The sequence below is a fragment of the Streptosporangium sandarakinum genome (assembly GCF_050942225.1).
GTDB lineage: Bacteria > Actinomycetota > Actinomycetes > Streptosporangiales > Streptosporangiaceae > Streptosporangium > Streptosporangium nondiastaticum.
The window spans coordinates 6,545,273-6,558,167 of record NZ_CP192034.1 but is presented as its reverse complement, the minus strand read 5'-3'; the positions used below and the strand labels follow the sequence as shown (position 1 = coordinate 6,558,167).

The following is a 12,895-nucleotide window of genomic DNA, read 5'->3' as shown; positions in this document are numbered from 1 at the left end:
TTCGGCCCCGGGAGGCCCCGGGTGCGCTCCGCCGTGAACGCCGTGAACGCCGTGAACGCGGTGAACGTCATGAACGGCCGGTCGCCTCTTGTCGGGGGTAATCCCATCTGTCACAGTCGGCAGAAGATCCACTATCCCGGCCGGCGCGCGTGGAAGGCGGAACGCGGTGATCGAGCTGACGTCCGGTGACCTGGAGGAAGTGCTGACCCTGGTCACGGGGCAGCAGGAGGAGACGCCCGGCGAGATCCTCCACGTCGCCCGCCGCGAGCAGCCGTCCCTGGTGGCGACGCTGCTGAGCGCCTGGGAACGGGAGGGGCGCGACCTCGGGCCCGCCCTCTCGCACGAACTGCGGCAGCAGCGGGCCCGGACGGACTTCTACCGTGGGCTGCAGGCGGGTCTCGGCCGGGCGTGGCCGGAGGCGGTGCCGCTCAAGGGCCTGGAGGTCGCCGACCGCTACCCGGACGCGCTGGTGCGCTACATGAACGACCTGGACTACTGGTTCCCTCAGCGGGACCGGCTCTGGGAGGCCGCGGGCCTGCTGCTCGCGGACGGCTGGTCGATGCACACGGCGACCTTCATGCTGGCCGGCGGGGACCTGCAGTTCCTGCTCAGCCTCCGCAGGCTCCCGGAGGATCCGTACGCGCTGCCGTACGGCATCGAGCTGAGCACCACGCCGCTGGTCGGCGACCGGATCGGGGTGCCGGTCCGTACGGCGCTGCCCGCCCTGTGCGCCGACCCCGTGGTCAAGAACCTGGTCGCGCTGCTCTTCGAGCGGTTCGAGCAGCCGTACCGGGCCCGCGACCTCGTCGACGCCGCCGTGCTGCTGACCGGGGCCCCGCGGCGGCTGCTCGCGTCCTGCGCGCTCGCGGTCCACGAGCTGGCGCTGTGGCCCGAGTACGCGGAGCTGGCGGCCCTGCTGGAGGAGAGCCCGTTCACCGTCCCCCGCCTGCCGGGGGACGAGCGGGCCCTGGTCCGGGCCAGCCGCATGTGGCGGCGGGCGACCGCGGCGAGCGGGCTGCGGCGGCCGTTCGGCCTGGCGGTGACCGCGCTGCAGAACGGCATGATGAACGGCTCCGCGGGCATGCTCGGCAGGCGGGCCTGGGACGCCGTGTCGCGCAGGATGAGCCCGCGCGCCGCGCTCGACGCGGGGCTGCCGCTCTTCGCGCTGCCCGTCGAGGGCGACGACCACCGGGCGGAGGGGCTCACGCTGATCGAGCGCGACGGGGCGCTGTGGGCGCACACACCGGTGGGCGGGTTCGTCCTGGTCCACGGCGACGAGATAGACGAGGAACTGCTGGCGGGGGCGAAGGCCGCGGGCGGCATGCGCGAGGAGCCGCAGGGAGAGAAGGCGACGGGCGGCATGCGCGAGGAGGACCGGGGATGACGGAGCCGATCCGCGCCGAGCTCGCGGGCGGAGTGCCCGCCTGGATCCTGCACCGGCCCGGGGCCGGCGTGACGACCGTCACGCTGTGGACGCTGACCGGGTCCAGATACGAGGACGAGGACCTGTCGGGCGGCACCCACCTGCTGGAGCACATCCTGATGCAGGCCCCGCTGCCCGGCGGGGGCCGCCCGGTGGACCTGCTGGAGGCGCTCGGCGGCGAGGCCAACGCGGTCACCAGCCGGGACCACCTCGTGCTGTACGCCCGCGTGCCCACCTCCGAGACGCTCGCCGCGCTGGACGTGCTGTCGCGCGCGCTGGCCGAGCCGGTCATCACCGCCGAGGTGCTGGAGGCCGAGCGCAGGGTGGTCCAGGAGGAGCTGCGCCTGGCCGCGTCCGACCCCGCCGACGTGGTCCACGACCTGTTCTTCGACGCGGCCTTCCCCGGCGGCGCCCTGGGCCGCCCCGTCGGCGGGACGGCCGGGAGCGTCGGCCGGCTGGGGCTGGAGGCGCTGCGCGCCCACCACGCCCGGTGGGCGCGCGCCGGGACGGTGGCCGCGGTGATCTGCGGGGAGCCGACCCCGATGCGCTGCTGCGGGCGCTGGAGACCGGGCCGCTCGGCGCGCTGCCGCCCGCGGGCCCGCTCCCCGTGCCGGAACGGCCGCGCTTCGGCGGCGGCGGGCGGCGGACGCTCGCGCTCAACAGCGACTCGGCGGGCGTGGTCCTCGGCGGGCCCGCGGTGCCGTACGGCGACCGGCTGCTGCCCGCCTGGCAGGTCCTCATGGACCTGGTCGCGGACGCCAGTTCGGCGCTGCTCACCGAGGAGATCAGGAACCGGCGCGGCCTGTCGTACGAGATGTGGGGGTTCGCCAACGCCTACCGCGACGCGGGGGTGTGGCGGGCCTTCGTCTCCACGGCCCCCGAGAACGTCGGCGAGGTGGTGGAGACGGCCGTGGCCCTGCTGGAGGAGCGCGCCGGGCTCGGCTGGACCGGGGAGGAGGTGGCGCTGGCGGCCCGCCGTACGGCCGGCCTGTTCCGGCTGGAGGCCGAGGAGTCGCTGGAGGAGGCGCTGCTGTACGGGCGGTACGGGCTGCTCGGCGGTGACCCGCAGTGGACGCTCGACACGCAGGTCGCCGCGATCCGCGCGGTGACCTCGGACGACGTGCTCGCCGCGCTGCGGGCGGCGGTGGACCCCCTCGTCATCGCCATCGCCGGTATTGACTAATGCTGATTTATCCCTAAAAACTCATTTATTAGGGATCGGCCCAGCGGGACATTTCCTGTCCTGTTCGGCGGTGATCCATGGCCGAAAGGGAGGATCGGTATGGACCGGAAAGCGAAACTCCTTCGCCGTCCCAAGACCGTCAAACCGAAGGGGAAGTGACCATGGACCGCAGGCGCAAACTGCTCCGCCGGCCCAGGGCCGTCGCGTCGAGGAAGAGCTGACCATGGACCGCGGGTGCAATCTGCTCCGCCGGCCCAGGACCTCCAAGCCGAGGAAGAGGTGACCATGGACCGCAGACACCATCTGCTCCGCCGCCCCAGGACGGCGAAGCCCAAGAAGGGGTGACCGATGGACCGCAGGCACCAGTTGCTCCGCCGCCCCAGGACGGCGAAACCCAGGAAGGGGTGACCGATGGACCGTAACCGCGTGACGGCTCGCAGGCCGCGCATCGTGAAGCAGGCCAAGGGCTGACCCGGGCCGGAGAACGAAACCGGATCAGGGGCTGAGGCCGGCGAGGACCGGTGTCAGCCGGCGGCTGGGATCGGGGAGAACCGATGCCGGCCGCGAGCCGAAACCGGCCGGGAACCATGACCGGCCGGAGAACCGAGGCGAACGAACGGGGAGTGATCGGTGACCGCGATCGAGTGGCACAGGACCGTCCTGTTCCTCCTACCGCCCGACGCGCTCGAACGTCACCTGTGCGGACCCGTCCTCGACATTCTGGAGGAGAACGGATTCTCGCCGGTCCGGTACGACGTTCTATGGCACCGGCCCCCCAACCAGGACGCCTTTCAGGAACGCAACATCACTTCCGTCTGGAAGGCCTACTTCTACCGGCAGGTCGACCTGGTGTTCGACCTCGGACCCACCCTCGCCCTGCTGGTAGAGGACAGGCGCGCGGACGCCGCGCCCGGCACGAGCCACACCCGGCTGCGCGCGCTCAAGGGCGCGAGCGACCCCGCCGAGGCCGCGCCCGGCACCATCCGCCGCGACCTGCGCGGCATCAACGTCATGCTCGACATCGTGCACAGCTCCGACAGCCCCGAGGACTCCCGGCACGAGGCCGAGGTGTTCTTCGGCCCCGGACTCGGCAGGCCGCTCGACGGCGGCCCCGCGGAGCTGCGCGACCTGGTGGCGCTGCTGGAGGCGGGCATCCCCAGGGAGACCAGGGAGTACGACGACGTGCTCACCGGGCTGCGCGCCAAGCTGGTCGCCGCGGTCTGGAACGAGCTGACCCCTGAGGGGCGCAAGCTGGCGCCCGGCCTGGCCGGACTGACCCGCCAGGGGGCGGGGGCCGAGCTGGCCGCGCTGCTGCCGGGCGGGGCCGCGCACCCGCTGGCCGAGCTGCTCTCCTGCGAGTTCCTGCCGGACCACCCGAAGATCGACCTCAAACGGGCGGCGGCGCGGATGGCGGTGTACGGCCTCACCCTCGACCGGTGGGAGAACGTGGTGCTGCAGACCTCCATGATCTTCCCCCCGCTGCGGCGGGACTGACTCCCACCCCGTACGGCCGGCCCGCCGTACGGGGAGACCCGAGGACTCACAGGGACTCGCGGGCACTCACGGGGACAGGGCCGTCGTGCGGGCGCTCCACGTCACGGCGGGCTCCAGCGCCGGATCCAGCGGCAGCACCCACCCCGGCAGCTCCACCGCCTCGCACCCCCGCGCCGTCTTCGCCCGCCAGCTCCCCTGGCCGTAGTGCAGACGCCGTACACCCGCCGGGTAGGCGAGCCGCGCGGGCTCGTAGAAGACCGTCGCGAAGTAGGTGTGCCGGGCCGCGGCGGAGGAGTAGTCCATGCCGGTGCTCACGCAGTACCAGACGCCCGCGTGCTCGACGAACAGGCCGTAGCCGAGCAGGTCCCCGGCGCGCTCGGCGCGCAGCAGCAGCGCCCCGCCCGCGCACAGGTCCCGGAGCCGCCCGGCCGTCTTCGCCCGGTCCGGCGGGCGGCCGTTGTACTTCGCCGAGTGGCCGCACTTGAGCTCCACGACGTCCGTGCCGGGCTCCGACACCCGTTCCGCGCGCACCTCCACCCCCGCCTCACGGAGCAGGCGCAGCTCGCGGCGGGCCTCGCCGCGCCGCTTGCGGGGCAGGGCCGCCAGGTAGTCCTCGAACCCGCCGCCGGGCAGCCGCAGCTCGCAGGAGTACGCCAGGGGGACCCCGGTGAACCCCCGGGCGGACAGGACCCGCCCGAGCGGCGCGGTGCCGGGCGGGGGGTAGAGGAAGGCGACGGCGCGCAGCCCGCGTTCCCGGGCCCAGTCCGTGATCGCCCCGACCAGGGCGTCCAGGGCCTCGCGGTCGCGGGCCAGCGGCCCGAGCGGATGGCACTCGTAGCCCGGCAGCATCACCACCAGGTGCGGGAACCAGTCCTCCCGAGGGGGCGCGGGCAGAGGGGGGCCCGCGGCCCGCGCCGCCCGCGCGGCGGCGCTGAGCGGCAGCTCGGCCGGGTCGCCGACCAGGACGTACGGCAGGTCGAAGACCTCGCCGCGGCCAGGGCGGTCCACGCCGGTCACCACCGTGCCGTAGAGGGCGAGCACGGCCGCGCCCGCCTCGCGCAGCACGAAGGTGTACGCGGCGCCGGGCACCCGGCCGCGCATCGCCGTGAGCCACCGCTCGGTGGCGAACATCGGCCCGTCCGCCGCCAGGGCGGGCCACTCCGGCGGGCGGCCGGGCACCGCCTCGAAGACGCGCGCCGGGCTCATCGGACGGGGAGCAGGCAGGCGTCGAGGGGGAGCGGGGTCAGGCCGTGTCTGAGCTTGAACACGTGGTTGCCCCGGCCGCCCTCCAGGGTCGTCAGCCCCTCGCGCAGCGCCTGCCCGACCGAGAGGGGGTAGAGCAGCGGGTAGGGGCTGTAGTTGCCGCCGACCTCGTAGTCCACCCCGCAGGCCCAGGCGTGGAAGCGGCTCTCGTCGCGCAGGCAGACGGCCGCGCCGACCAGCCGCCCGCGCTCTCGGACCTCGATGACGTGCGCGGCGTCGCCGAGCTCGGTGAGGAACCCGGCGAAGACCTCCTGCGGGTAGAAGGACCCGGTGCCGTGCCGGGCGGCGGTGCGCTCGCACAGCTCGCCGATCTCGGCGAGGTCCGCCTCCTCCAGGGGGATGGACACGCTCCGCGCCCCGGCGTCGCCGGCCCGGCGGCCGTTGCGCCGCATGTTGGCCCGCCCACGGGGGTTGGCGCTCGCGACGTAGTCGGCCACGTCGCCGAAGGGACGCAGGTCGACGCGGAACCGGTCCTCGATGTGCCGGGCCGGGAAGCCCAGGGAGGCCAGGCCGTCGCCCAGCGCCGACCCGCGCGGCACGTTGACGAAGCCGTACCAGGCCGCCCCCCGCTCGCCGGCCAGCTCCCGCATGGCCCCGGTGACCGCCTCCAGGTTCGGCTCCCCGGGCACCCAGGCGTCGTAGCAGTGCCACACGTGGCTGAGCAGGCCGGTCTCGTCTCCCGACAGCGGGTAGCGGACGCGGAGCTGGCCGAGCGGGTCGAGCCCGCGCAGCAGCGTGACCGGAAGCACCGTGACGGCACGTCCGCCGGCGCGCACGACGAAATAGAAAAACGCCTCGATCGCGATAAGGGGAAACCGCTCGTAGGCGCGCAAATAGCGGGACCGGTAGAAAACCGGCGCTCCCGACCTCGATACAACCTCATCCCATTCGGCGGTGTCAACGGTCTCTATGGACGTGCTGATCTCGACGGTTAAGGACGCACTCATGGCACACCTAGCCTCAGAAACCGGCGCGGATCGGGGGAGACAAGACGCTTGACGACAATGTCGTATATGGCGCAATACTAAGCGGATACTGCTCTCCGTAGCGAGGGAGAAAGCCGTGGTTCACGTCGTCTTCCACAACAAAGTCGGTGGGTCCGAAAATCTCGCGGCCGCCCCCGGCCAGCCGTTGACGGCGGTCCTCGCCGCGCACGGCATCCCGATCAACGCCGTCCTGACGACCCGCAACGGGCAGATCGTCCCCGAGCAGACGACGATCGTCGGGGAGGACGACCTCATCGAGGTCCGCCAGGTGCGCCACTACGACCTCGACGTCACCCGCAGGCCCGCCCGCACGGTCTACGGCACGCCCGACCCGGTCTACGTCAAGTCGGTCCTGTTCGACACCCTGGGCCGCCTGGAGCAGCGCGTCGAGCAGTTCGACGCCGAGGGGTTCGTCCGCTACGTGGAGGAGACCTTCGTCCAGAGCGTGCTGCGCGGCGAGGTGCTGCGGCAGGGCGACTCCGTGGTGATCGGGCTGTCCGGCGGCCGGGACAGCGTGGCCTTCCTCAAACTGCTGGAACGCACCCGGCACCGGCTGCCCGCCTTCACGATGACCTCCGTGACCATCACCGGGCTGCCCGACTGGGAGGAGCCCGCCACGTTCGCCGCGGCCCGCGCCTCGGCCGAGGGGCTCGGCATCGACCAGGTCATCGTGGACGCCACCGACATCGAGCGGGTCTTCAAGCTGCGCAGGCCGTTCGTCGAGGCGATGAACAGCGTGGTCGCGGGCGACACGAGCCACCTGACCATGGTCGTCGGCCACCAGGTGCTCCGCCGCATGCTGGAGGACCACGCCCAGCGGATCGGCGCGGGCACCGTCGCCTTCGGGTTCAACGCCGACGACCTGGTCGCCAGCATGGTCACCTGGATGACGAGCGGCTACCGGATGGGCGGCATCCCGGTCCGGGAGATCGGCGGGATGCGCTACATCTTCCCGCTCTACCGGATCCCCAAGAAGGAGCTCACCCTCTACCTGGAGCTCGTGGCGCCGGAGCTGAACCGCCAGGGCACGCCGGGCCGGTTCACCACCGGGCCGCAGGAGAGGTCGATGGCCTACGCGATGGCCGACCACCTCTACGACCTGTGGCCGGGCATCGACTACTACCTGTTCGAGGCCTTCGGGAACATGCAGCGGTACATGTTCCCGCTGGTGGAGGACAAGTGCCGGGTGTGCGAGGGCGTGTACGTCATGCAGGAGGGCGTCCCGGGCAACCCGGCCGGCCTGTGCGACGTGTGCGACTTCTTCGCGCGCCGGGAGTTCGCGTGACGGGCCTCTTCACGCCGGGGGTTCACGCGCCGGGAGTCCGCGTGACGGGCCGGTCCGCGTGACGGGCTGGTACGCCGACTACTTCACCGCCGACTACTGGAGCTTCGCCCGCCACGAGTACACCGCCGAGCGTACGGCGGGCGAGGTCGCCTACCTGGCCGAGACCCTCCGTGAGCACGCCCCCGGGCGGCGGGTGCTCGACCTGGGCTGCGGCGTCGGACGGCACGCGGTCCCCCTGGCCCGGCACGGCTTCGAGGTGGTCGGCGTCGACGTCTGCGCGTGGGCGCTCGACCGGGCCGCCGAGGCGGCCGGCCGGGCGGGCGTCCGCGTCGGGCTCCGCCACGCCGACCTGCTGGCCGCCCCCGACCTCCCCGAGGCGGACGCGGCGATCTGCGTGCAGGCGTTCGGCTGGGGCGCCGACGCCGAGCAGCGCGCGCTGCTGGCCCGGGTACGCGATCGCCTCGTGGCCGGGGGCGTGCTGATCCTGGACCACTCCAACGTCTCGGCCATCCTGAGCCGTTACGAGCCGACCGCGCGGTTCGAGGCCGAGGGGGAGATCTTCGACTTCCTGCGCTCCTACGACCCGGTGAGCGGGCGCAGCCGCGGCGAGCTGCGCGTCACCCGCCGCGAAACGGTCACCGTACTCCGCGACGACGTGCGGCTCTACCAGCCGAACGAGGTGGCCGCCCTGCTCCGCGAGACCGGCTTCGACATCGTGCGCGCCGACGCGGACTTCACCGCCGGCTCCCCGGTGCGGCCCGGCACCCGGTACGTCCAGTTCGTCGCCGTGGCGCCCGCGCGCCCCGAGCCCGCGGTGCTCGACCACGCGCGCTCGGAGCCGTCCGCCGGGGAGGTGGACCTGCGCTGGGCGCCCGACGAGGTGGAGTACGTGCGCGAGGCCGTCGACCGGGCCTGGGCGCGGGCGGCCGGGGAACCGGGCGGGCTCGCCGAGACCGCGCGGCGCTACGCGCTGGACGATCCGTACGGCGGCGCCCGCGCGGCGCCGGTGCTCGGCCGGCACTTCGGCGCGGACCTGCCCGCCGACCGGGTCGTGACCGGTGCCGGGACGACCGGGCTGCTCAACGCGCTGAGCGCGCTCGCCGCGCCGGGCAGGGCGCTGCTGTGCACGCCGTACGCCCATCCCGACCTGCCGGCGTGGGCGGCGCGGCGGGGCGCGGCCCTCCACGTGTTCGACCCGGCGGACGCCGCGGCCCCGGAGCTGGTGGCCCGGCTCCGGCCCTCGATGGTGCTCGTCGAGCGGCCCGGGGTGCGCGGTGACCTGCTGCCGCCCGGCCGCGTCCTGGAACTGGCCGAGGCGGTGAGCGGGGCCGGCGGCCTGCTGGTGATCGACGAGGCGTGCGCGGCCTACGCGGGCCCGGAGGTGAGCGCGGTGCCGCTCACGACGCGGGCCCACGGCCTCGTCGTGCTGCGCAGCGTTTCCAAGGGGTACTGCTGCGGCGGCCTGCGCGCCGGGTTCGCCGTCGCCTCCGCCGGCGCCGCGGACACCCTGCGCGCGGTGACCCCGCCGCTGGCCGTGTCACCGCTGTCGCTGGAGGTCGCGCTGGGGCTGCTGGAGCAGGGCGACGTCCTCGGCCCGCTGCGCGCGGCCGTCGCGGAGGCCAAGCCGGAGCTCGTCGCGGCCCTGCGCGGCCTGGGCCGGGAGGCCGACCCCGGGCACCCCGCGCTGCCGTGGGTGACGGTCGAGGGCGACGCCCCGCCGGGTGTTCTCGGCAGGCCGCTGCGCCACCGCGCCGGCGGCCCCGCGCTGACGAGGATCAGCGTGCCGCTGTCGGCCGCGCGCAGGCGGGCGCTGCGCGAGGCGGTGGCCGGCGGGAGGGCCGGATGACGGGGCCCGGCGCGGCGGGGGACGTCGGCGGGACCGCCGGGCTGGCGCACGCCCGCTTCGACGTCGGGGCGGCCGAGCGGGACGTCACCGAGCTGTGCCGGTTCGACCGCTACCAGGCATCCGACGGGATCATGGCGGCCGCCGCGTACGTCGCCGAACGCGCGGAGCGGGCGGGGCTCTCCGACGTGCGACTGCTGGAGTTCCCCGCCGACGGCGGCCGGCACTGGTGGACCTTCCGCGCCCCCTCCTCGTGGACGCCCGTCCACGCCGAGCTGGCCGGCGTGGCCGCCTACCCGGACCGGCCGTTCGCGCTCGCGGCGTACTCGGCGCCCACCGGTCCCGACGGGGTCGAGGCGCCCGTCGTCCGGCTCGGCGCGGGACCGGGGACCACGCGCGGGGTGCCGCTGGAATCCACGCGCGGGGCGCCGGGGCCCGCGCGGGGGCCGGCACGGCGCACGACGACCCGGAACGGCTGCGCGGCGCCATCGCCGTACACGACGACCCGGACCTGCCGCTGCCCGCGGCGCTGGACCTCGCCGCCCGGTACGGCGCGCTCGGCCTGGCGACCGACCGCGTCTCCGGCCCCGGCAGGACCGGCCGGATCGAGCTGCGCGCGGGCGGCCCCTCCTCGCCTTCAGCCTCACCCCCGGGCAGCTCGCCGACCTGGCGGGACGCGACCGCGTGCGCGTCACGGTACGGACGCACGGCGCGGCGCCCATGCCCGTGGTCACCGCGCTGCTGCCCGGGGAGCCCCGGGAGCCCGGCGACCCCGCGGCGGAGGAGGAGGTGCTGCTGTCGGCGCACCTGTGCCACCCCCGGCCCAGCGCCAACGACAACGCCTCGGGGGTCGCCGCCCTCCTCGGCGCGGCGGCCGTCCTGGCGGGCGTCCGGCGCGGCCGCCGGGCCGTCCGCTTCGTGTGGGGCCCGGAGTTCACCGGCATGGCCGCCTACCTGCACGACGTCGCGCCCGCCCCGCCGGTGGCCGCGGTGAACGTGGACATGGCGGGTCAGGACCAGCGGCTGTGCGGCGGCCCGCTCATCGTCGAGCGCAGCCCCGACCACCTGCCCGGCTTCGTCAACGCGCTGGCCGAGTACGTGGTCGGCGCGCTCCCGCAGGCCGGCCGCTCCTACTCGGGCGCCGTGGCCTGCGACACCTGGGCCTGGCGGGCCACGCCGTTCGTCGGCGCCTCCGACCACAGCCTGCTGGTGGACCGGTCGGTCGGCTGCCCCACGGTCACGCTCGGCCACTGGCCGGACCGGTTCAACCACAGTTCCGCCGACACCCTCGACAAGGTGGACTTCCAGGAGTTGCGGCGCACCGCGACGATCGCCTGCGCCACCGCCGCGGTGCTGGCCGCCGCCGGTGAGGGGGACCGGGGGGAGCTGGAGCGGATCGCGACCCGCTGGGCCGCGGCGCGGCTGCTGGAGTGCCTGCCCCGGCCCGGCGCGCCCCCGGCGGACCGGGCGGCGGACCGGGCGCGCGGGCTGCTGCGGCACCGTACGGCGGTGGCGCTCGGCGCGCTCGACGGGGTGGACCGGCTGTGCGGCCGGCCGGGCGACCCGGGGCCGCGCCGGTGGGTCGAGGGCCTGTCCGCGCACGTCGCCGGACTGCTGCCCGGCACCCGGTCGGAGCCCGTGGGGCCGCCGCTGCGCCGTACCTGGGAGGGGCCCTTCAACCTGCGCGGGCTGGCCGAGGCCGCGAGCCCGGCCGGGCGGGACTGGATCGACGGGCGGCTGGCCGCGGACCGCTCCCGCGCCTACGCGCTGATGCTGGCGCTGGCACACGGCGTCGACGGCACGCGGGACCGCGCGGAGCTGGCCCGGTACGCCGAGTACGCCGCCGAACTGCCCGTCGGGACGGACTTCGCCGACGGGTTCCTGTCCGTCCTCGTCGAGGCGGGCTGGGCAGAGGAGACGACCACCGCCGAAAGGGGCGCCGATGCGCAGGCTCCTGCGTGACCGACAGTTCGTCCTGCTCTTCTTCGGCCAGGCGGTCAACATGTTCGGCGACCGCGCCCTGCTGATCGTCCTCGCCATCTTCGTCAAGGACCTGACCGGGTCGGACTCGATGGCCGGCGTCGTCCTGGTGCTGCTGTCGCTGCCGTCCTTCATCGCCCCGCTCACCGGGCTGCTGGTGGACAGGTTCCCGCGGCGCGCGACGATGATCGTCAACGACCTGGTCGCCGCGGTGCTGGTGCTGTCGCTGCTGCTGGTACGGCACCCGGGTGACCTGTGGATCGTCTTCGTCGTCACCTTCGGCTACGGCGTCTCCAACCAGGTGTTCAACGCGGCCAGGGGCGGGCTGGTCCACTCCATGCTCCCCTCCGAGCTGCTCGGCGACGCCAACGGCCTGTTCGGCTCCTTCAGCCAGGGGCTGCGGATCATCGGGCCGCTGCTGGGCGCCGCCCTCTTCACCGCGATGGGCCTGAGCGCGGTGGCGGTGCTGGACGCGGGCACCTTCCTGGTGTCGGTGCTGGTGCTCCTGGCGCTGCGGCGCGCACCCGACCTGACGCGCTCCGGCGAGCGCAAGCGTGAGCCGGGCGGCCTGACGCGTGATCTCACCGCCGGCATCCGGCACATCCTGCGCGACGCGGAGCTGCGCGCGGGCGTCGTCGCGCTCGGCCTGGCACTGGGCGCGGCGGGGCTCATCAACTCCGCCATGTTCGCCGCGGTGGACCAGGGCCTGGACCGGCCGCCCGCGTTCGTCGGGGTGATCGCCGCGTTCGAGGGCGGCGGCGCCATCGTCGGCGGCCTGATCACCGGGACCCTCATCCGGAGGTACGGCGAGCAGCGCACGGCGGCCGTCGGCTTCGCCTCCAGCGCGTTCGGCCTGCTGCTGGTGATCCCGACGAGCGTGGTGAGCGTCTGCGTGAGCGGCGTCTTCGTCGGTTTCTCCATCCCGGTGTTCATGGTCGCGACCACCACGCTCGTGCAGCGCCGCACCGAGGCCGGGCTGCAGGGCCGGGCGCTGACCGCGATGGACGCGCTGATCGACCTGCCGTTCGTGGCGTCGATGGCGGTGGGGGCGTTCATCATCCGGTTCGTGGAGTTCCGGCTCATCTACGCCTTCAGCGCGGTGGCGTTCGCGGCGGTGGCGGCGTACGTGCTGCTGTCGCGCCGCGGGTCCCCGGTGGCCGCGGGGGAGGCCGGGTGACCCGGGGCCGTCCCGGGCGTCGCCGGGCACAGGGCCCGTCCCGGGCGTCGCCGGGCGCGGGGGCCGGGACGGGGCGGCTTCCGGGGCGTCGGGGTCCGGCGGGGCTTCCGGGGGGTTCCACCGGTCCGGCGAGCGGCGCGCCGATACGCGGCCGGGCCCGTTGACGGGACGTGCCGGCACACGGCGCGAGCCCGTCGGTAAATGAACGGCGGACTGTGCGATTTCCCCGTTGACAGGTAAGTCGCCCCATTTTACGTTCAT

General features: G+C 74.5%; 9 protein-coding genes and 1 pseudogene. 8 read left to right on the top strand and 2 right to left on the bottom strand.

From position 1 onward, the window contains the following. The first annotated feature begins 166 nt into the window (after positions 1-166). The 4 genes and pseudogenes from ACQP10_RS30165 to ACQP10_RS30150 all read left to right on the top strand — a co-directional run bounded on the left by ACQP10_RS30165 (position 167) and on the right by ACQP10_RS30150 (position 4,100). Positions 167-1,384, top strand: a complete 1,218-nt coding sequence (locus tag ACQP10_RS30165) for a hypothetical protein (protein ID WP_433540139.1) — start codon at positions 167-169, stop codon at positions 1,382-1,384. After that, positions 1,381-1,848, top strand: a pseudogene (locus ACQP10_RS30160) (M16 family metallopeptidase); the annotation flags it as partial. The gene ACQP10_RS30165 and the pseudogene ACQP10_RS30160, both read left to right, overlap by 4 nt. Before the next feature lie 65 nt (positions 1,849-1,913). Then, positions 1,914-2,606, top strand: coding sequence for a M16 family metallopeptidase (locus ACQP10_RS30155; RefSeq protein WP_433540138.1), 693 nt, complete (start codon positions 1,914-1,916; stop codon positions 2,604-2,606). Positions 2,607-3,236: 630 nt separating this feature from the next. After that, positions 3,237-4,100: a nucleoside-diphosphate kinase gene (locus ACQP10_RS30150; RefSeq protein WP_346019431.1), complete on the top strand. Its 864-nt coding sequence runs from the start codon at positions 3,237-3,239 to the stop codon at positions 4,098-4,100. 66 nt (positions 4,101-4,166) lie between these two features. Here the strand turns inward: ACQP10_RS30150 and ACQP10_RS30145 are convergent, their stop codons facing one another. Next, positions 4,167-5,306: a hypothetical protein gene (locus tag ACQP10_RS30145; RefSeq protein ID WP_389999976.1), complete on the bottom strand. Its 1,140-nt coding sequence runs from the start codon at positions 5,304-5,306 to the stop codon at positions 4,167-4,169. After that, positions 5,303-6,310: a GNAT family N-acetyltransferase gene (locus ACQP10_RS30140; protein ID WP_346019433.1), complete on the bottom strand. Its 1,008-nt coding sequence runs from the start codon at positions 6,308-6,310 to the stop codon at positions 5,303-5,305. The genes ACQP10_RS30145 and ACQP10_RS30140 overlap by 4 nt, the downstream gene beginning before the upstream one ends. 115 nt (positions 6,311-6,425) lie before the next feature. On the opposite strand from ACQP10_RS30140, the gene ACQP10_RS30135 reads away from it, so the two are divergent. The 4 genes from ACQP10_RS30135 to ACQP10_RS30120 all read left to right on the top strand — a co-directional run bounded on the left by ACQP10_RS30135 (position 6,426) and on the right by ACQP10_RS30120 (position 12,634). Then, positions 6,426-7,634: a hypothetical protein gene (locus tag ACQP10_RS30135; RefSeq protein ID WP_179824353.1), complete on the top strand. Its 1,209-nt coding sequence runs from the start codon at positions 6,426-6,428 to the stop codon at positions 7,632-7,634. A gap of 58 nt (positions 7,635-7,692) precedes the next feature. Then, positions 7,693-9,480, top strand: coding sequence for an aminotransferase class I/II-fold pyridoxal phosphate-dependent enzyme (locus tag ACQP10_RS30130; RefSeq protein WP_433540137.1), 1,788 nt, complete (start codon positions 7,693-7,695; stop codon positions 9,478-9,480). Positions 9,481-10,161: 681 nt separating this feature from the next. After that, positions 10,162-11,439: a DUF4910 domain-containing protein gene (locus ACQP10_RS30125; protein WP_433540136.1), complete on the top strand. Its 1,278-nt coding sequence runs from the start codon at positions 10,162-10,164 to the stop codon at positions 11,437-11,439. Then, complete coding sequence (locus ACQP10_RS30120) at positions 11,420-12,634, top strand: MFS transporter (RefSeq protein ID WP_399500123.1); 1,215 nt, start codon at positions 11,420-11,422, stop codon at positions 12,632-12,634. The genes ACQP10_RS30125 and ACQP10_RS30120 overlap by 20 nt, the downstream gene beginning before the upstream one ends. Positions 12,635-12,895: the final 261 nt, after the last annotated feature.